At 41.9% G+C, this 20,089-nt stretch carries 20 protein-coding genes and 2 pseudogenes; 15 read left to right on the top strand and 7 right to left on the bottom strand.

The window, feature by feature from the left end:
- On the top strand, window positions 1-375 hold the full coding sequence (locus ABD010_RS17300; protein ID WP_343815963.1) for a cytochrome C oxidase subunit IV family protein: 375 nt from the start codon (window positions 1-3) through the stop codon (window positions 373-375).
- Between the two features lie 52 nt (window positions 376-427).
- Here ABD010_RS17300 and ABD010_RS17295 read toward each other — a convergent pair whose 3' ends face one another.
- On the bottom strand, window positions 428-733 hold the full coding sequence (locus ABD010_RS17295; protein ID WP_343815960.1) for a hypothetical protein: 306 nt from the start codon (window positions 731-733) through the stop codon (window positions 428-430).
- A gap of 327 nt (window positions 734-1,060) precedes the next feature.
- Here ABD010_RS17295 and ectA point away from each other — a divergent pair, with 327 nt between their 5' ends.
- From ectA to ABD010_RS17275, 4 genes are all read left to right on the top strand, one after another.
- Window positions 1,061-1,576 carry a diaminobutyrate acetyltransferase gene (ectA, locus tag ABD010_RS17290; protein WP_343815957.1) on the top strand — a complete coding sequence of 172 codons (516 nt, stop codon included), beginning with the start codon at window positions 1,061-1,063 and terminating at the stop codon, window positions 1,574-1,576.
- Between the two features lie 49 nt (window positions 1,577-1,625).
- Window positions 1,626-2,870 (top strand): diaminobutyrate--2-oxoglutarate transaminase, encoded by a 1,245-nt coding sequence (ectB, locus tag ABD010_RS17285; RefSeq protein WP_343816401.1) that lies wholly within the window; start codon window positions 1,626-1,628, stop codon window positions 2,868-2,870.
- A gap of 115 nt (window positions 2,871-2,985) precedes the next feature.
- On the top strand, window positions 2,986-3,372 hold the full coding sequence (locus ABD010_RS17280; RefSeq protein WP_343815954.1) for an ectoine synthase: 387 nt from the start codon (window positions 2,986-2,988) through the stop codon (window positions 3,370-3,372).
- A gap of 350 nt (window positions 3,373-3,722) precedes the next feature.
- Window positions 3,723-4,046, top strand: coding sequence for a DUF4870 domain-containing protein (locus ABD010_RS17275; protein ID WP_343815951.1), 324 nt, complete (start codon window positions 3,723-3,725; stop codon window positions 4,044-4,046).
- Window positions 4,047-4,085: 39 nt separating this feature from the next.
- Here the strand turns inward: ABD010_RS17275 and ABD010_RS17270 are convergent, their stop codons facing one another.
- Window positions 4,086-4,778 (bottom strand): DUF421 domain-containing protein, encoded by a 693-nt coding sequence (locus ABD010_RS17270; protein WP_343815948.1) that lies wholly within the window; start codon window positions 4,776-4,778, stop codon window positions 4,086-4,088.
- Window positions 4,779-4,983: 205 nt separating this feature from the next.
- On the opposite strand from ABD010_RS17270, the gene ABD010_RS17265 reads away from it, so the two are divergent.
- Window positions 4,984-6,576 carry a long-chain-fatty-acid--CoA ligase gene (locus tag ABD010_RS17265; RefSeq protein ID WP_343816399.1) on the top strand — a complete coding sequence of 531 codons (1,593 nt, stop codon included), beginning with the start codon at window positions 4,984-4,986 and terminating at the stop codon, window positions 6,574-6,576.
- Between the two features lie 734 nt (window positions 6,577-7,310).
- Here ABD010_RS17265 and ABD010_RS17260 read toward each other — a convergent pair.
- Both ABD010_RS17260 and ABD010_RS17255 read right to left on the bottom strand, forming a co-directional pair.
- Window positions 7,311-7,385, bottom strand: a pseudogene (locus tag ABD010_RS17260) (YjcZ family sporulation protein); the annotation flags it as partial.
- 129 nt (window positions 7,386-7,514) lie between these two features.
- Window positions 7,515-7,610: a YjcZ family sporulation protein gene (locus ABD010_RS17255; protein WP_343815945.1), complete on the bottom strand. Its 96-nt coding sequence runs from the start codon at window positions 7,608-7,610 to the stop codon at window positions 7,515-7,517.
- Between the two features lie 403 nt (window positions 7,611-8,013).
- Between ABD010_RS17255 and ABD010_RS17250 the strand changes: the two are divergent.
- Both ABD010_RS17250 and ABD010_RS17245 read left to right on the top strand, forming a co-directional pair.
- Window positions 8,014-8,097 (top strand): annotated as a pseudogene (locus tag ABD010_RS17250) (YjcZ family sporulation protein); the annotation flags it as partial.
- Between the two features lie 161 nt (window positions 8,098-8,258).
- On the top strand, window positions 8,259-8,498 hold the full coding sequence (locus ABD010_RS17245; protein WP_343815942.1) for a stage VI sporulation protein F: 240 nt from the start codon (window positions 8,259-8,261) through the stop codon (window positions 8,496-8,498).
- Between the two features lie 323 nt (window positions 8,499-8,821).
- Here ABD010_RS17245 and ABD010_RS17240 read toward each other — a convergent pair whose 3' ends face one another.
- On the bottom strand, window positions 8,822-9,499 hold the full coding sequence (locus ABD010_RS17240; protein ID WP_343815939.1) for a hypothetical protein: 678 nt from the start codon (window positions 9,497-9,499) through the stop codon (window positions 8,822-8,824).
- Window positions 9,500-9,731: 232 nt separating this feature from the next.
- Here ABD010_RS17240 and ABD010_RS17235 point away from each other — a divergent pair, with 232 nt between their 5' ends.
- Window positions 9,732-10,475, top strand: a complete 744-nt coding sequence (locus tag ABD010_RS17235) for a gluconate 2-dehydrogenase subunit 3 family protein (protein WP_343815936.1) — start codon at window positions 9,732-9,734, stop codon at window positions 10,473-10,475.
- 21 nt (window positions 10,476-10,496) lie between these two features.
- Window positions 10,497-12,215: a GMC family oxidoreductase gene (locus tag ABD010_RS17230; protein ID WP_343815933.1), complete on the top strand. Its 1,719-nt coding sequence runs from the start codon at window positions 10,497-10,499 to the stop codon at window positions 12,213-12,215.
- 10 nt (window positions 12,216-12,225) lie between these two features.
- Here the strand turns inward: ABD010_RS17230 and ABD010_RS17225 are convergent, their stop codons facing one another.
- Window positions 12,226-12,465 (bottom strand): hypothetical protein, encoded by a 240-nt coding sequence (locus ABD010_RS17225; RefSeq protein WP_343815931.1) that lies wholly within the window; start codon window positions 12,463-12,465, stop codon window positions 12,226-12,228.
- Window positions 12,466-12,578: 113 nt separating this feature from the next.
- On the opposite strand from ABD010_RS17225, the gene ABD010_RS17220 reads away from it, so the two are divergent.
- From ABD010_RS17220 to ABD010_RS17205, 4 genes are all read left to right on the top strand, one after another.
- Entirely contained in the window at window positions 12,579-13,502 is a 924-nt protein-coding gene (locus tag ABD010_RS17220; protein WP_343815929.1) for a hypothetical protein, read from the top strand.
- A 50-nt stretch (window positions 13,503-13,552) separates the two neighbouring features.
- Window positions 13,553-14,917 (top strand): D-alanyl-D-alanine carboxypeptidase/D-alanyl-D-alanine endopeptidase, encoded by a 1,365-nt coding sequence (dacB, locus tag ABD010_RS17215; RefSeq protein WP_343815927.1) that lies wholly within the window; start codon window positions 13,553-13,555, stop codon window positions 14,915-14,917.
- A 456-nt stretch (window positions 14,918-15,373) separates the two neighbouring features.
- Entirely contained in the window at window positions 15,374-16,102 is a 729-nt protein-coding gene (locus ABD010_RS17210) for an ABC transporter ATP-binding protein (RefSeq protein ID WP_343815924.1), read from the top strand.
- Window positions 16,099-16,866, top strand: coding sequence for an ABC transporter permease (locus ABD010_RS17205; protein WP_343815921.1), 768 nt, complete (start codon window positions 16,099-16,101; stop codon window positions 16,864-16,866). Before ABD010_RS17210 ends, ABD010_RS17205 begins: the two co-directional genes overlap by 4 nt.
- 100 nt (window positions 16,867-16,966) lie before the next feature.
- Here ABD010_RS17205 and uraA read toward each other — a convergent pair whose 3' ends face one another.
- Window positions 16,967-18,247 carry a uracil permease gene (gene uraA, locus ABD010_RS17200; protein WP_343815919.1) on the bottom strand — a complete coding sequence of 427 codons (1,281 nt, stop codon included), beginning with the start codon at window positions 18,245-18,247 and terminating at the stop codon, window positions 16,967-16,969.
- Between the two features lie 376 nt (window positions 18,248-18,623).
- On the opposite strand from uraA, the gene ABD010_RS17195 reads away from it, so the two are divergent.
- Window positions 18,624-20,078, top strand: a complete 1,455-nt coding sequence (locus ABD010_RS17195; RefSeq protein ID WP_343815917.1) for a spore germination protein — start codon at window positions 18,624-18,626, stop codon at window positions 20,076-20,078.
- Window positions 20,079-20,089 lie beyond the last annotated feature (11 nt).

Genomic DNA, 20,089 nt, shown 5'->3' with positions numbered 1-20,089 from the left:
ATGGAAAAAAAACATTCCGGAAAAATACCTGTTAAACACATTATCGGTTTTGCGCTGTCACTCATATTGACGATAGCGGCTGCATGGGTAGCACTCGGATCAGGTCTTCCTGTTGGCTGGATTATTGCTGGGACACTTGTAATGGCTGTCATTCAAGCAGCCATTCAACTATTCCTGTTTATGCATTTGACTGAGACGGAAGGTGTTGGTCACGGCCCATGGAATATGATGTTCCATGGTGCGATCATGGTTGGAATTGTCGTGGCTGGATCCTTGTTTACCATGGTATGGGCTTTTGACATGGGCGACATGAATATGGACATGGATAAACAGCATCAGAATATGCAACAGGAACAAATGGAACACGATATGTAAACTTACCATACAAAAAACCCTCTCTCCAATTTTTTGGAAAGAGGGTTTTTATTTACAGTTCGCTGATTGGATCTCGGAGTTTCTGTTCACGATATGTTTTGGCTTTGGTCATTGAAAATTTAACCATTCGGATAATGAACATAATCCATGCAACTTCAGCAAGAATCAGACTTGCATAAAACATGCTCCATGTTAACGAAAATGCCCCCGGCGCTACAAAAAATGCTGCTTCCAGATAATAAAACCACATGCCGATTACCAAGATTGCCTGCAGCGCTGCGGGTATCTTTTTATTTAAATGAATAAACAAAAACGGTGTAAGTGTTGCCAATACCACAAACATCAAAATGATGCCCATGAAAATCATCCCCTTTGTTATTAATGAATCATGAAACCGTTTTCTAATTATTATTGTAACAGATTTTTTTAAAAAAAGACACAAAAACTTCATAAAATGCTATTGATTTTTTAAAAAAGGGAAGGTTTACGTATATTTGCTTATATTTCCAAGCTTTTTTTATTTTAAGCGAGTTTAGTTGGGGCTAATCGCCACTAGTACCATTTAAACATTCTAAATACCGTTTAATGCTTTTTGACGAATTGGAGCATTCTCTATACGCTAATAGAGTACATTTTTTAAAACAAACGGTCAGGAGGTGGGAGCATCCAGAACGTTAAGGATGTTATGGTAAAAACCAGGGAAAAAACAGACGATTTTCATTTTCAAATCCCTTCGAAAAGTGATGGTGCTGCTGTCTGGGAGCTTGTGGAAGGCACAGGTGTGCTTGATGTAAATTCCTCGTACAGTTACCTCATGTGGTGTGAAATTTTTTCGGAGACTTCCATTGTTGTTAAAAAAGAGGATGAAGTAGTCGGATTCATCTCCGGATTCATTCGTCCGGATAAACCGGATACGCTCTTTATTTGGCAGGTGGCGGTTGATGAAACGCAAAGGGGACATGGTCTCGCGACAAGAATGTTGTTTGAATTGCTGGATCGCGAACTTTGCAGTGATGTCTGCTATGTGGAGGCGACGGTATCCCCGTCAAATATTGCTTCACAACACTTGTTCATGGGCCTTGCCAAGAAGATGGATACCAGTTGTGTAGTCGGAAACTACTTTTTATCCATTGATTTCCCGCGAACAGGTCACGAGGACGAATCATTGTATAAGATTGGACCATTTGAGTACCAAAAATAATGTATAAAGGGATGATTACGTGACAACAGCAGTTTTGGATAATCAGAAAATGAAGACGTTTGAAGAAATGGAATCTGCGGTAAGAAGTTACAGCCGCGGGTGGCCAACTATTTTTGAAAAAGCAAAAGGCTATAAGCTTTGGGATATAGATGGGAAAGAATATATTGATTTTTTCGCAGGTGCTGGAGCACTCAGCTATGGCCATAATGATGATGTCATGCAGGAAAAATTGATTGAATATATTAAAAATGATGGTGTTATTCACAGCCTCGATATGGGAACAACTCCAAGAAAAGAGTTTTTGGAAAGCTTTAAGGAAATAATTTTAACACCTCGCAAACTCGACTATAAAATTATGTTTCCAGGACCAACAGGCACAAATACAGTAGAAAGTGCCTTGAAAATTGCCAGAAAAGTGACTGGTCGTGACACGGTAATCAGTTTCACGAATGCTTTTCATGGTATGACAATTGGATCTTTGTCCGTCACCGGTAATTCATTTAAACGGCAAGGTGCGGGTGTTCCGCTTCATCACTCAGTGGCAATGCCATTCGATGATTATGTGGAAGATTATGATTCAATTGCTTATCTTGAACGCTTTTTAGAAGACAGCGGCAGTGGCGTAGCATTACCGGCTGCCATTATTTTGGAAACCGTTCAGGGAGAAGGCGGCATTAACGCTGCCAGAATGGAATGGCTGAAAAGAGTGGAGGAAGTTTGCCGGAAATGGGATATCCTGCTGATTGTTGATGATGTTCAGGCAGGATGCGGCAGAACAGGAACTTTCTTCAGTTTTGAACCGGCTGGAATTAACCCGGATATTGTCTGCCTTTCCAAATCGATCGGTGGAATCGGTCTGCCAATGGCAATTACGCTGATTAAGCCGGAATATGATCAGTGGGGACCGGGTGAACACAACGGTACTTTCCGCGGAAATAATATGGCATTTATTGCGGCAACGGAAGCATTGAATCGCTGGAAGACAGATGAATTTGGTAAAGAAATCATGAAGAAAGCAGACATCTTGCGTGATGCCATTGAGTCACTAATTGAGGCTTATCCGGCCTTGAATGGTGAAGCACGGGGCCGCGGTTTAATGCAGGGTATCGCTGTTCATAAAGATGATCTCGCCAATGAAATTTGTGCTGCGGCATTTAAACGCGGACTGATTGTTGAGACTTCAGGCCCGAAAGATGAAGTCGTCAAATTCCTGCCGCCGCTGACGATTGAGGAAGCAGGACTGAAAGATGGGCTTGCCATTTTGGAAGAAAGCATTAAAGAAGTACTTGCATAATTAACAAATTGTTCAAAAATACAACAATAAATCTGGCAATCTGAATCGCGCATCAGGATCTGATGGGATAGATGTTGCCTAAACAAACTACTAAATACAGAAAAGGGGAATACGAATGATTGTAAAATCACTGGAAGATATTGAAGGTACAAAAGACGAAACATCAGGTGAAAATTGGACTAGCCGCCGTTTTCTGCTGAATAAAGATGGTGTAGGGTTCAGCATGAATGATACCATTATCAAGGCTGGCACCGACAACTATTTCTGGTACAAAAACCACATTGAAGCAGTTTATTGCATCGAGGGTGAAGGTGAAATTGAAGATATCGCAACTGGCGAAGTTCACCAGCTGAAACCAGGTACGATGTATATTCTAAATGACCATGATAAGCATAATCTGCGTGCACGCACACAAATGCGCATGGTATGTGTGTTTAACCCGCCACTCGTCGGTACGGAAACACACAATGAAGAAGGGTATTACCCGCTATTGACTGAATAGAATTTAAGAAGCAACGCTGCACTTTGAGTAGTGCAGCGTTGCTGTTTTTTTGGCAGATAAGTATAAAACTTTCTTACTGCATAAGTGCAACTAAGGTTGTCACCTAAAGGCTTGGTGACAACCAAGTTTTCTAATAGATGGAAATACAAAGGAAAACCCGAATTATCAGATCGATTAATTAACTGCATTCTTGATATGATGGTAATTTATATGTTATCAATAAACGGTAGGGTAGCATATTTATAATGGAAGCACGTGGGAAGCTGGAACTCATAATTTCGGCATATCTTTTTCATAAAAAAATATGGTAAAATGGTAGCGGTGAATTTGCAGCGAGGGGAGTGATGCGTATGAAAAACAGTGATGAGCGCATGTTTGCGATGTTGATATATCTAGTCAGCTTTTTTGTACCAATATTAGGTCCACTGGTTATTTGGCTTTTGAAACGAGAAGATTCCGACTTCATTGATTATCATGGCAAAGAATATTTTAATTTCTTGATATCTTACACTGTTTACGGCATTGTTTGTACGATCCTAATGATTATTCTGATTGGATTTGTTCTGATTTTTATCGTCGGTTTAATGGGTTTCATTTTTACGATAGTTGCACTCGTAAAAGCGTACGGCGGGCAAAAATACCGGATTCCGTTAATATTCAGGTTAATTAAGTAAGTAATGAGGACCCTCAACGGCACCTTGCTGGCAGGGTCCTTATTCATCCGTCTTTTTCTTGAAATTTCCTTCCCCCGTATCAACGGTTAATTGGTGTGAACTGTCCCGGACGGTTGCATAAAAAATCTGGTCCAGGCGGATATACCCGGCTTCCTGCAATTCCTTGCGCAGCCATTGCTCATTTTTATGAATCAGTTTCAGGTTTCGATGCTGAATTTTACCTTCAACAATTACGGAAACAGGCATTCCCTGAAATTCCGTTTCGATGCCCAACTGTCCAGGGGTCACCGGTGCTGCCTCCTGCTTTGGAAGAATACTGATACCTCCATTTGCTTCAATTAATACAAATTCAATTGTAGCAAGATCCGGATATCCTTTTTCCCGCAGATTTGATAATAATTCCTCAAGAGTGAATGTCGATTTTTTTAAGTTGTTTTTAATCAGTTTTCCATGTTTCACGACGATTGTCGGCTGACCGATAAAGGGTTTGTTTAACTTATTAATCAGAGTAAGCCTGGAGAATGTGATATGTATCAACACAACTACCGTTATACCGACAACTGCATGCAGGATGTTTCGGGTAAACAACGGGCCGGCAGCCAATGATACGACGAAAAAAATTCCAGTTAAATCATGTGCCGTTAGCTGGGCGAAAGCAGTTTTCCCCATAAGCCGGATTGCGATGATGGAAATGATATAAATTAACAGGACTTTTCCAATGAATAGTAGCATCTGTCTTTACACCCCACGAATAGTATGTGTATATTTTTCCCCTCTATTTATTTTTTGTTGACAATTCTTTTCTGTATTCAAAAATAGTCATGTAATTATTTTATTATTTTAATAATTTCGTTTTTGGCTTGCCAGAACCCACCTGTTAAATTATCATGATTGTAAGCGCTTTTAAATTTGAATTTTTAAAAAGGAGTTGGTAATGATGTTTTCTCCGTTAACGCCATTGGATTGGAAACGCAGAGCAGTTAAGTATTATCCGCAAAAAACAGCAATCATCGATGAGGAGAAAGAGTTCACGTACAAGGAATTCGGCGAACGGACGGACAGGTTATCCGGGGCATTGCATAATGCCGGTATTCGGGAAGGCGACCATGTGGCGGTGATGCTTCCAAACACCCATTATATGCTCGAATGTTTTTATGGGATCTGTCAGCTCGGTGCTGCGATGGTACCATTGAATTATCGGCTTCATGCGAATGATCTTGAATACATTATCAATCACAGTGATGCAAAAATGCTTGTTGTGGATGCGGAATTTTCCGGACCGATTGAAGAGATTGCCAATAAACTCTCATTGGAACAGATTGTCGTTGTGTCAGTTCCCGGATATGAGACTTCGCTGAAAAGTGTTGATTATGAGACATTTCTCGACCATGGGCCGGCGAATTTTGAACTGCCGGACATTGAAATCGATGAAAATCAGCTGATGACACTGAATTATACAAGTGGAACGACATCGAAGCCAAAAGGGGTCATGTTGACTCATCGGGCTAATTATGTAAATGCTGCAAATGTTTTATATCACCTTAATGTTAGTTATGATGATGTATATTTGCACACATTACCTATGTTTCATGCAAATGGCTGGGGATTTGTCTGGGCGATAACGGCTGCGGGTGGAGCCCACGTCTGTCTCAGAAAGGTGGACCCATCCTATATTCTGGAGTTGTTCGACAAGAAAAATATTTCCCTTCTATGTGGTGCACCAACTGTTGTCAATATGCTTGTTAATGAACCGAAAGCAAAGGAAATAGATATTAAGACAAAACCGCGGATGGCAACAGCTGGAGCTCCGCCTGCAGCAGCACTGATCGGTAAAGCACAGGAGATACTCGGTTTAAATATGATTCATGTATACGGATTGACGGAAACTTCACCATTCATTCTCTATTGTGAGTGGAAGAAGGACTTTGATTCGAAATCGGCGGATGATCAGGCCACTATTAAAGCGAGACAAGGAATTGAACTCGCATTTAATGGTGAGACAAAAGTTGTTCACCCCGATGGCGAGGAAGTGTCCTGGGATGGCGAGGAGATCGGTGAGATAATTACACGGGGTAATGTTGTAATGAAAGGTTATTATAAAGATCCAGAAAAGACAGATGCAGCAATTAAAGATGGTTGGTTCTATACCGGCGACTTGGCGGTAACCTATCCGGACGGCTATATTGAAATTCGTGACCGTGCCAAGGATATGATTATATCCGGCGGCGAAAATATATCATCAACCGAAGTAGAAGGTGTGCTGTATAAACATCCTGCTGTTATGGAGACAGCCGTTATTTCCATTCCCAACGAAAAATGGGGGGAAGTGCCAAAAGCAATGATTGTCCCGTACCCTGATGCTGAAGTAACAGAAGATGAAATTATTGAATTCTGCCGTGATAATATGGCGCACTTTAAAGCACCGAAAGCAGTTGACTTTGTGGATACACTTCCAAAAACCGCAACAGGAAAATTGCAGAAATTTCGATTGCGCGAAATGAACTGGGATGAACCGAATAAAGTAAATTAAAAGTGGATAAGTTCCAAAAAAAAAGGGGGCAGTACTGATGCCGGTATCATCAAACCGGGTACTTGGTTTAACCCGTCTCCTGTCAGGACTGTATTAAAGTTGTACAGTGAATGAACAAAAGCGGAAGCGCCCGTTTAGCGACGTACAAACTGCGCCCTGCCATGCAGGGTGGGTCGGCGTTGCCGCGCAAAGCGGCGGTTTTAGCCGATCTTCCTTAATCCGCAATGAGATTAGATGAACTTGACTTATCGCCAATAATGGCGAAAGTCAAAGTGAATCTTATGCTCGAAAGCGAAAAGGAAACACGCCCCTTCATAGGGGTGTGTCGACGTTGGCGCGGGAGGCCGGTTTTAGTCGGCCTTCCTTAAAGTACGAACCGATGTTGACTTTCACCACAAGGGTATAAGTGCGACTAAGCCTCTGGTTTCACCATCGGCAAGTCTTCTTTATCGTAGTGAGGAAGTGTGAAGTTTGGGACTGCGCTAAATGCTCGTCCCACCAAAATCTCTGCTAGTCGCTGGGCGCTGGAGCTGGACGTGGCTGATTAGGAGCAAGTGCATTATCCACATCTACAAAATTTTATAAATTCCTAGACAAAAATAAAAAACTGGCCGGATTTTGAAATCCGGTCAGTTTTAATACGAACAAGGAAACAGGTTGTTGAAAAATCACTTCAGCGTGACAATTCAACAACCTTATTTAATAAAGTAAGGCTGATTTATTCCGGTGTGGTGTTAGCACCATGCTGCACCGACAATAATCAGAAGAATAAATAATACGACAATCAATGTAAATCCATTACCATATCCGTTTCCGCATCCCTGGTTGTATCCGGCTCCGGCAACATTTCCACCACCGTTATACCCGCCATAATGGGCGCCATATTTTGGTCCGAATTCCATTAAAAACACTCCTTTAATTAAAGATCAAAAAACATTTTACCAACCGATATATGCTGAACCTACGATGATCAGCAGGATGAATAGAACGACAACTAAATAAAATCCGCCACCATGGCCATATGATTCACTCATTCTTACGACACCTCCAATCGTTTACTTTACTGTATGTAGATAAACGACTAATGATATGGGTGTTCCCCTAATTTACCGGTATTTTGGGCGGGACGGATTTATCAGGGTAAACACCCTCATTTTCAATCAGACATGTTTTTCGCCCGCGCAAACCATTCCCGCACGCATATATTGAAGTATTCATCCAATTTTTTAATAAGTATCCTGATAGAAACGAGTCTTTTCAGGAAGGCTCTTTTTCATTGGGAAGCACGGAATCACCACTACAGGTCAACACGCATTCTGTATCTTTTTGTGAATTTTGGGCTATTCGCCGTTATTTCTAATATATGGACAGATGCACTAACAGTTTGGAGTTATTCAGACATACGATGAAGTACATACCGCGAGGAGGTGATTGTTCATGAGTTATTCAGGTGGAGGCAATAACTTTGCATTGATTGTCGTTCTGTTTATTCTACTGATTATCGTCGGTGCTGCCTATGTAAATGGTGGTGGCTTTGGCGGTGGATTCGGTGGCGGCTACGGCGGCTACTAAAAAACCGTTCCTTTGCATGGAAATAGACCATGCAAGGGAATCCTTTCAACATTGACAAATACCTCCTTTTCAATAGATGCGTGAATCAAATGAAAGGGGTGATAAACAGAATGAGTGATATGCTGAAAAAAGTTGAGAAGAAGACCGGTGTAAACAGCAATGAAATTATGAAACTTGCTCAGTCCCTTAATGGCAAGGATTTGTCTGATGAGAAGAATATCCGAAGAGTGATTAAACAAGTGTCAAGGATGGCAAACAAGCGTGTATCCAAGCAAACGGAGGACATGATTGTAAATGCATTGAAAGGTAAAAAGAAAATTGATTCATCGACTATCTCCAAAATGCTGTAGTGTCATAATGAAACCTGCCTGATGTGGCGGGTTTTTTTGTTGGCAGTTAAGAAATGCATCAGTGCAACTATTGCTGTCACCAATTGGTGACAACCAAGTTTCCTATTGTAAAAATGAACGCTTGTGGTTTTTCTTTAAAGAAAACAATTGCGCGGGAAAAGAAATCACCGCGCAAACTTAATTTTAGGTTCTTTTCAATATTTTAGCTAATTTTAGTACGGCGGCTACTGCTTTTTATACGGCGGTTTTGTGCCAAAGTTCGGCGCGATTACCCGTTCATACGGCGTGTTCCCGGATGGGTTTGTGTAAAAGCAAACAAACTTTTACTCTTTCGTCATTTTAAGCAGTTGCAGCAAGTCGTTGGATGCCGCTTCATAGGATGTTGATTTTATGTTTTTTTCGATGCTCTTAATGATTTCCAGCGCCTGCGGATCAGTAGCCGTCAGAATTTTCACGTTGCCGTTAAACATATCATTGATTTCCTTTTTGGCCTGTACCATGTTGTCAAGCTCATTCGAATTTGAATTATTAATACCCTGTGGTTCGCCTTTCCCGGACATACCTTCTGACCCGTTTAAAAGCTTCTGTTGCATATTATCGTATTTGTGGCTTGTGTTCGTTTTTTTCTTGCGTGCTAGTATAACTGAATCATCAACAACGAAAACTTTAACACCAGTTATCCCTACACCTTCCAGTATCGATTCAAAATAGGAAGAAATGCCACCAGCGTGTATTCCTGAACTACCAATGGAACTGTATAAATCCTTTCCCATTCCACTGTATGTAGTGCCCTGTTTATTCGTCGTGTTTTTTTTATCGCTGGTTTCACTTGGAATAACTGAAGGATTGTTAAGATTATAATGCTCTGCTGTATCCGTCACTTCCGGGTCGGATTTTTCAGCCTTGGTGTCTATGGCGCCCTGTTCCTCCATACATGCGGATAATAAAGTTATAACCGTTACAGACAGACCAACGAAAAACAACTTTTTCATTCGATCCATATTAAAATCCCTCCAATTTCAAATTATTTTAGCAGATAAGAATGTATAAAACATTTTACTGCATAAGTGCAACTATAGCCGTCACCCAAAGACTTGGTGACAACCAAGTTTTCTAATAGTGTGTACGTAAACTTTGTATGTATGCTTGGTTATTTTTGGTGACATAATAAGGTCGAGCTTCATTCATGGGACCCCATTATTGTCCCAAAGATAATTCAGGAGGTGAGTTCCTTTGGCAGATGACGGGAAGAATCAGGAAGAAAAGACAGATATATCACGACGGAAGTTTTTAAGAAATTCCGGATATGCAGTAGGTGGCCTGGCTGTTGGCGGTGTGCTTGGGGGTGTTATTCCCTGGGGTACTGATGATGATAAAAAGAATAGGACAGCTAAGCAATCACAAAATTATAATCAGGCCCTGATGTTTTTTACACAGGCGGAATTTAATACGGTTGATGCCGCAACAGAACGGATTTTTCCCAATGATGAAAATGGTCCTGGTGCACACGAATTAGGTGTCGCTTTTTTCATTGACCACCAGCTTGCCGGTTCATATGGGTTTAATGCAAGAGACTACATGCAGCCACCGTTTTTCCATGGTGAAAAAGAACAAGGCTATCAAGGCAGACTGAAACGCCGTGAAATTTTTAAAATAGCATTAAGAGAAATGCAGAACTACAGTCACCAAACCTTTAAGAAAGGGTTTACTGAGTTGACTGAAGAGCAGCAGGATAAGGTGTTGCAGGATTTTCAGAAAGATAACGTAAAATTGACTACTATTTCTGCGAGCGGCTTTTTTGATTTATTACGCAGTTTGACACTGGAAGGGTTATACAGTGATCCATTATATGGAGGAAACCGGGATATGGATGGTTGGAGAATGCGGAATTATCCAGGCAGCCAAATGAGTTATACGAAGATAATTGAAGGTGAATTTAAGGAAATGGAACCAAAAAGCCTTCGTGACCACATGTAAATCAGGATTCGAGGTGGAAAAATGGTAAAGAAACTTCCAAAAGTAGATGTTGTTATTGCCGGTGTTGGCTGGGGAGGTGGAATTATTGCCTCCGAGCTGACAAAGCAAGGGCTGGATGTTGTTGGTCTGGAAAAGGGACAGGAACGAAAAACGGAAGACTATTATATGGTTCATGATGAACTTCGGTATGCAATCCGTTATGAATTGATGCAGGATTTATCTAAAGACACGATTACTTTTCGCGGTAACGAGCGGATGCGCGCACTCCCGATGCGTCAGTATGGGTCGTTTCTTTTTGGCGATGGTCTTGGCGGTGCCGGGGTACACTGGAATGGCCAGACATTCCGATTTTTGCCCTATGATTTTGAAATCCGCAGCAGAACGATCGACCGCTACGGAAAAGATAAAATCCCGTCTGATATGACGATTCAGGATTGGGGAATTACGTATGATGAATTAGAGCCATACTTTAATAAATTTGAAAAAATGGCAGGTATATCTGGCGAAGAAAATCCGCTTGGAGGGAAACGTTCGGAAAAATATCCGACGAAGCCAATGAAACATTCACCCCAGATGGACATGTTCAAAAAAGCAACGGAAAATCTTAATTACCATCCATATACCATTCCATCAGCTAATTTATCAGAAGCGTACACTAACCCGGATGGGATTTCACGGGCAGCATGTCAGTATTGCGCGTTTTGCGAACGGTTTGGATGTGAATATGGAGCGAAAGCTGATCCGGTTGTAACGGTTATTCCTGTTGCTGAAAAGACGGGTAAATTTGACCTTCGTACACACTCATGGGTCAGGAGGGTTTTACATAATAAGGATGGAAAAGCAAACGGTGTCCTTTATACGGATATTACGACCGGCGAGGAAATTGAACAGCCGGCAGATGTTGTGGTGTTGACCAGTTATGTTTTTAACAATGTAAAACTTCTGCTGAACTCCAAAATAGGAAAGCCGTATGATTCGGCAACAGGGACCGGTGTGATTGGCAAAAATTATGCTTATCAGGTTGTTAAAGGAGCGGCATCAGGTTATTTCAAGGATGAAAAGTTCAATAACTTTGCCGGGGCAGGGGCGCTTGGTATGGTTATTGATGATTTTAACGGAGACAATTTTGATCATTCAGATGTTGATTTTATTCATGGTGGATATTTATCTCTGACACAGACAGGACAACGCCCGATTGCTTCAAATCCGATTCCAAAAGGGTCACCTGTATGGGGGAAAGAATTTAAGAACAACTCCCTGAATTACATTAACCAGACACTGTCTGTAGGTGCAATGGGAGCAAGTATGCCATATCAGCATCATTATCTGGATCTTGATCCGGTTTATAAAGATACTTTCGGCGATCCGCTGATACGAATGACATATGATTTTGAAAAGCAGGACCGTAAACTTGCTAATTTTACTGCAAAAAAGTCAGCCGATATTTTAAAAGAAATGGGAGCAGACAAAATTGATTCAATGGACGAGCTTGGCCCATATAACATTACGAATTACCAGTCGACACATAATACCGGCGGTGTCATAATGGGCGCAGACCCGGAAACCTCGGCAGTAAATAATTATTTACAAATGTGGGATATGGAAAATCTGTTTGTTGTTGGAGCATCGGCATTTGCCCATAACGGCGGCTATAATCCGACTGGAACGGTTGGCGCTTTGGCATACCGGGCCGCAGAAGGAATTATGAAGTACCATAAAAACGGCGGTATGCTGGCATAACAAAAGCTATTCATTTTGAAAAAGCCATCCTTGGAGGGTGGCTTTTTTTGCTGCTGCGGAAAAGATATGACAATGCCGGCAGTGATATGACATTGATGCAAAGGTCGCCGATGAATCCCAGCAATCCGGCGAAGAAAAGGACAAACCCACCGATGAATCCCAGCAATCCGCCGGAGAAAAGGACAAACCCGCCGATGAATCCCAGCAATCCGCTGAAGAAAAGGACAAACCCGCCGAATACCCCACGCAATCTGCCGAATCCATGCTTAAATAGCTGGTCAGCACTTGTCCCCATATATTGAGAAATACAGTTTTTTGTATGTTAAAATAACAATATCCATTGGAACGAAGGAGTTAAACTGCATGCAGAAGATTTTTTTACACTTAGGTTATCATAAAACAGCAACGACATTTTTACAGCAATATATTTATCCCGGGATGCAGCAGGTTAATTATGTGAAGCAGAAAGATATCAAACCTGATTTGCGCATGATCCGGCTGCGGAGAAAAATTTCAGATGAACAAATAAACAAAATAAGGCAGCATTTCCTCCGTTTTGATAATGGACAACCATTGCTTATTTCGTATGAAGGATTATCCGGAAGTCCGTTCGCTGTGAAAAAAACAAAGAAGCAGCGTGGGATTTTACGAGATTTGCGACGTATCTTTCCACCGGAGGAATTTGATGTCCGGGTCATTATCGGAATTCGGGAGCAGGCGGAATTGTTCCGCTCACTTTATATCCAATACATTCATCAAGGAGGCGTTCTCACAGCGGAAAACTACCTGAAGTACTGTGAAAATAACGGTTCGATCCGAAATTTTGAATTTCACCGCTACCTGCAATTGATTGAAAAGTTGTTTGGGAAGGACAGCCTTTATGTCATGGTTTACGAGCATTTTAAGCAGGATACGGACAAAGAGATGCTAAAGCTGTTGAATTACATGGGGGAAGATAACATTCCGACTTATACAAAAGCGACCGGTGTGCGGAAATCAAATAAGAGTTATGGGGTATTGCAGCTGAAAATGGCCAGGCGTTTGAATCGTTTTTTTAAGTCACCATTATATAAAGAAGGGATTATTCCTGCAGTGCGCATTCCAAAACTTGGCAAATTGTCGCCGCGTTTATTTTTACAAAACAAATTAAGCTTTACGCTTCATTATAAACCATATCAGCTTTCTGAATCATTGCGGCAAACCATACAGTCGCAATTTGCGGAAGAAAACAGGAAACTCGCTGAAACGTATCAGCTTGACTTGCCAGATTCGTATTGGAACAAATAGTTACAGAGGTATAAACCGTATTTTGTAAATAGGGCAGGGGAGGGTCAGCCATGACAGAAGAGCTGAACAGTTACATAGAAAATGCGCCTGATCTAAAAGGGGCAATCGCCGGCATCAGTATTCGGGAAACTTCAAACGGAGAATTGGTTTATGAGCATATGGGGGATGTAAGGCTTCGGCCGGCTTCGAATATGAAGCTGCTGACTTCAGCTGCGGCACTTTCCATATTGGGGAAAGATTATACATTTCAAACGAAAGTGCTGACAACCGGGCAGGTGCATGGACAAACATTGGCTGGCGATTTGATTTTAAAAGGTCAAGGTGATCCGACTCTGTTGCCAACTGACTTCGATGATTTTGCCCAAAAAATAAAAGCGAGTGGAATCAATACAATCAACGGGAATATTATTGGTGATGATACCTGGTATGATGATGTCCGTCTGTCCCAGGATATGATTTGGACGGATGAAGACTGGTACTATGGTGCACAAGTTTCCGCTTTGACAGCATCTCCGGATCGGGATTATGATGCGGGGTCAGTTATTATTGAGGTGGTTCCGGGGGAACGGGGTGAGAAGCCGTCTGTCAGGGTTATTCCGGAGACAAACTATGTAAAAGTGAAAAATATCGCCATGACAACTGATGCAGGAGTCGAGGAAGATTTGACACTTAACCGTATCCACGGCGGCAATACAATTATCATGGAAGGGACCATTCCGGCGGGATCGCCCAATGTAAAGGAATGGATGGCTGTTTGGGAGCCGACCGGTTATGCTTTGAGATTGTTCAAACAATCACTCCAAAACTATGGAATCAGCTGGAACGGAGAAATAATAACCGGCGCTGCTCCTAATAATGCGGAAGTTCTGTTCACACATAAATCGATGCCACTGTCTGAACTGTTGATGCCGCTCATGAAATTAAGCAACAATACGATTGCCGAAATGTTGGTCAAAGAAATGGGAAAAGTCGTTCAGGGTGAAGGCCGCTGGGAAACTGGCCTGGAAGTTATGGAAAAGGAACTGCGCGGTCTGGGAATCAACACAGATAATCTGGTCATACGTGACGGCTCTGGTATTTCGCATGCTGATCTTGTCCCGCCAAATGCAATTACAAAATTGTTGTACCAAATTCAAGATGAAGACTGGGTTGAAACGTACGTGGACGCACTTCCTGTTGCAGGAGTGTCGGAGCGAATGGTTGGAGGAACACTGCGTGAACGTATGGACGATCTGAATGTAAAAGCCAAGACCGGTACCATTATGGATGTCAGCACATTGTCAGGATATGTGCAAATGGAAAACGGGCGAAAGTTGATTTTTTCCATTATGCTGAACAACTTGATTGATGAAGAGGATGGGCCGGAAATTGAGGATAAGCTGGTTGAAATGATTGCCGATCAACAAAAGGCATGAGTAAGACTTGACTTGGATACTGCTTGAAACGTGCGAAGTTCCACCCCAAACTTGCGAACTCCGGTTGAAACGTGCGAAGTCCCATTCCAAACGTGCGAACTCCGGTTGAAACGTGCGAAGGCCCATTCCAAACGTGCGAACACTGTTTAAAACGTGCATCATCAAATTAAAATACAAATATGGATTGCTACTAACATACAATGGTGGTGGATGCGGAAGCTGCTCGAACGCTTATTTCTCAAAATACAATAGAAGCTATCGATCTGCATGATGATTTACATGATAAGAGTGGACTGCCGGAATTGGTTATTATAACAATCTCTGTGAATTTTGGTTTCACAGGGGATAATTCATAACAATGGATAAGGTACATGCTAATCGCGAAAGTTAAATAAAAGAAAGCAAACAGCACACCTGAATGGTGCAGTTTTACCGAGAAAAAGGGAAGTGGACGATATGACAGCACATGATGATGCAATACGATTTGAACGAGTGAATTACGCTGCCGACGGTTTACATATTCTGCAAAATATAACCGGATCATTTTCCAAGGGCGCCATCACCACTTTGGTCGGGCCCTCAGGTGCCGGCAAGACGACATTGTTCCTATTAAGTAATGGTCTGAAATCACCAAGCTCCGGAGAAATTTATGTTGATGGAAAAAACATTTTAAGCTATGACCCGGTGGAACTGCGTCGGGATGTTGGTATCGCGCTGCAAAGTGCAACTATAATAAATGGCAGTGTCAGAGAAAATCTCGCACTGCCGTTAACACTTCAGGGAAAAACGTTATCGGATGAAGAAGCGGAAGAATTGATGCAGGTGGTGGGGCTGGGCAAGGATTTTTTAAATCGGAACAGCAAGGACTTATCAGGCGGTCAGCGTCAAAAACTATCAATTGCCCGCACTCTTGTTAATCGGCCTAAGATTTTGCTGCTTGATGAAATCACCTCTTCGCTCGATCGTGTCTCCAAACAGGATATTGAAGAGCTTATTGTACAAATTAATCAACAATACGGTACAACCGTTATTTGGATTACACATAATCTGGAACAAGCTTTAACGATTGGGACGTACACATGGGTAATGATAGGCGGGCGGCTCATGGAATCCGGGGAGAGTGCGTTACTAAATGACCCAAAAAATGAACAGGTAAAACGTTTTGTAAAGGGGGAAGCGGAGTGAGTTTTCTTACACTGACCATCACATTAATTTTCGTGATTATCCCGCTTATTCTATCCAAAACGCTAAATCTTGGCCTGGAGAAAGATACTGTCATTGCAACGATCCGGTCCATTATTCAATTGCTTGCCGTAGGTTATCTCCTGCAATTTGTTTTTGATTCGGATAACATCCTTTATATTCTGTTAATGATTGTACTCATGATTGGGGCAGCTACACAGAATGCCCGGAAAAAGGGTACGTCTATACCCGGAATTACATGGAAGCTGATCGTTACATTTTGTTTTGTTGAAATATTAACACAGGTTATTCTACTCAGTTTGAATATCACGCCGCCAACCGCACAATATATCATCCCAATCAGCGGAATGGTTATTGGGAATTCTATGGTACTTGGGATATTGTTTCTTAACCGGTTTACTGCGGAAATGGCCTCACGAAAGGACGAAACAGAACTGATTTTAACGCTGGGCGGTACACCGAAGCAAGCCGTTCACAAGCCATTGATTACATCTATTAAAGCAAGTACTATCCCGACCATTGAAAAACAAAAAACGATTGGACTTGTGCAGCTTCCCGGAATGATGAGCGGGCAAATTATAGCTGGTGCTGACCCTGTTCAAGCCGTAATGTTCCAATTATTGATTCTGTTTCTGCTTTTAACAACGGCGGTGATCACAAGTATCATGCTCGGTTATTTTTCATACCCTACGTTGTTTAATGAGCGTATGCAATTATTGGAAGAACGTTTTGATCATTTGGATTAAGCTGGCTTACATTCATAAATAAAGAATCCATTTTGACTTTTTTTTAAATGGATTCTCTTGTTTGGGGTATTCGTTTTAAAACGGCACCATTATTCTCAACTTATTCATTTGACAACTTCAGCAAATCAAACACTTTAAAGAGAAGACTCAGGATGATAGCTACAATCGTCGCTAGGCCCATGCCGGTCAGTGCAACGGAACCTAATTGAATGGTGGCGCCGCTGATTCCGATGACAAGAACAACAGAGGTCAGGATCAGGTTTTGTGAATTATTATAATCGATTTGTGCTTCCACAAGCATTCGAATACCACTGGCTGCAATAATACCGAACAATAACAGAGAAATGCCGCCCATGACCGGTGTCGGAATAGATGAAATAAGAGCCGCAAGTTTTCCGCAGAATGACAGAGCTATCGCAATCACGGCAGCCATACCGATTATCCAGGTTGAATAAACTCTTGTGATTGCCAGTACGCCGATATTTTCCCCATAGGTTGTGTTTGGTGTTGCCCCGAAAAAACTGGATAGGATGGTGGAAATACCGTTCCCCATTAATGACCGGTCTAATCCGGGATCTTTTGTCAGATCTTTTTTGACAATATTGCCAGTTACAAATAAGTGTCCAATATGTTCCGGGATGATGACAAGTGCTGCTGGGATAATGACCATAATGGCAGACCAGTCAATTTTCATTTGGTAGTAGGTTGGCATGGTGATCCAGGCAGCCTCCTGCACTTTTGAAAAATCAACAATCCCGAACAGAAACGCAATCACATAGCCACTGATAATCCCAATCAGAATCGGGATGATTTTCAAAAAGCCGCGTAATGTTACCCAGCAGATTATTGTAATGGCTAGGGTTAAGAAGGAGACAAGTGCTGTATTCGGATCCACAGCCCAGGAACTGTCTGCATCAGCCGGTGCGATCCATCCGGCCATTTCAGCAGCTGTCGGTACAAGTTCAAGCCCGATAACAGCTACAATCGCACCCATGGAAGCCGGTGGAAAAATGGTATCAATCCATGCTGTGCCAGCAACTTTAATGATCAATGCTACCACACATAAAATAACACCAACAGCCAAAAAACCTCCTAAAACGTAACTGTAGCCCTGGCCGCCCGCATATTGCCCCAGTACAACGAAAACCGGGGAGATAAATGCAAAACTGGAGCCCAGATATGCTGGGATTTTCCCTTTTGTTATAAAAATATATAATAATGTTCCAACACCGTTCATAAACAGAATCGTTGCCGGATCAACGCCAAACAAAACGGGGACAAGCACTGTTGAACCAAACATGGCAAATAAGTGCTGCAAACCGAGCGGCAAACTTTGTAAAAATGGCAATCGTTCGTGAACCTGAATTTCGTTTTGTTTCATGCTAGACTCTCCCTCATAGTAAATTTCCAGCTATACCAGGTTTCACACCTGATTCCGGACATAAAAAAACACCTTGCCTGTTCATTGGCAAGGTGTAAATATACACAGAAACTGCACTGCAGCAATATTTTGTACAGTCATTACTATATTCTGTTACCACCTTGCCAGTCTCACGGAACTGAATTAAAGGTAACCGTATTTAATTTATTCTTTGTAATTATGACAATTTCCTGTTCCATTGTCAATGTTTTTTACCGTTAGGAAATTCACATTCCAGACCAAAACTTGTTGTGAAGCCGATTCGTCTGCTATGAATATATTCTGTCAATACCCTCATACTAAGTGTTATAACTTGTTAACTAAAGAGGATGTATTCATGAAAAAGAAGTGGGAAGAACGAAAAAAGTTTCGTGAATTGAAGCAGGCATTAGAGGAATTTAGGCAGAATGATGATTTTGTGGAATACACATTTGAACAAAATGATTTTCCGATAACGATGGGCTATTTAAAAACATCCATTAATCAGGAGAAACTTGAAAAATTTGTGATGCCATATTTGCAGCAGGGCGAATTTGAAACACTGAAAGAAATAGATCAGATTATTCCAATAACGAAAACATTCATTTCCAATGACGTCAGTAAATTGAAAGAACAACTTATACAAGGGTATCTCGTCCTGTATGCTGACAATGAATCCGGTCAATTTATGCTTGTTCCCATTCCACTTAAAAAATCGAGACAAATCAGCATCCCGGAAGTGGAATTCAGTGTTGTCGGCCCGAAAGAAGCATTCATTGAAAATATCGATACCAACTTAAATCTCGTCAAACAACGGCTTGCAATTCCGGAATTAAATATTCAGACGTTATCGGTTGGAACGGTAACAAAAACGGAAGTTGCCGTTGTGTCAATCAAAGGGATTGCTGATGAAGAAAATGTTAATACTGCTGTTCAGCGAATAAGTGATCTGGAAATTGATCAGGTGATTGACAGTTCCTATATTCAGCAGACGATAGCAGATAACAAGAATTCGCCATTCCCGCAGCTGCTTGATACCGAGCGGCCGGATCGGATTGCTGCGGTTCTTGTTGAGGGAAAGGTGGCCATCTTTGTTGATGGGTCCCCACATGTTTTAATTGGCCCAACCACCTTGGTGGAGTTCTTTTCCGCATTTGAGGATTACTTTCTTAATTGGACGATTGCATCATCATTCCGCATGATTCGGTTGTTTGCGGTGTTTTTCTCCATTTTGGTTACCCCGTTATATGTTGCGGTACTGACACACCATTTCGAGGTTATCCCAAAAGCATTACTGGGGCCGCTGATCAGTTCCAGAACAATGGTTCCGTTTCAGCCTGTGTTTGAAGCACTTCTTCTGGAACTGACAATTGAACTTTTAAGGGAAGCAGGTGCCCGATTGCCGGCTAAGATTGGTCAGACCATTGGTATTGTTGGTGGTATTGTCATCGGAACTGCAGCTGTTCAGGCAGGTATGACAAGTAATGTGCTGTTAATTCTAGTGGCACTGGCCGCGCTCGGTTCCTTTACCACACCCGTCTACCAAATGGGCAACACGATTCGGTTGATCCGGTTTCCGCTGATTCTTGTTGCGCATGTATATGGAATGTTCGGTATTGCCGTCGCTATCTGTTATATAATGGTTCATTTGATAAAGCTAACTTCATTGGGAAGACCTTTCCTTGAGCCGCTTGTTCCATTCCGGTATAAGGATTTGAAGGATGCGTTTATACGGCTTCCTTTTGATAAACAAAACAAACGCCCATTTATGGTTCGTCCAAGTAAAATCAATCGACCGACAAAAAAAGAGTAAAACTAATCGAG

The sequence above is a fragment of the Virgibacillus siamensis genome (genome assembly GCF_039522605.1).
Lineage (GTDB): Bacteria > Bacillota > Bacilli > Bacillales > Amphibacillaceae > Lentibacillus > Lentibacillus siamensis.
This window is presented reverse-complemented; position numbering and strand designations above follow the sequence as displayed.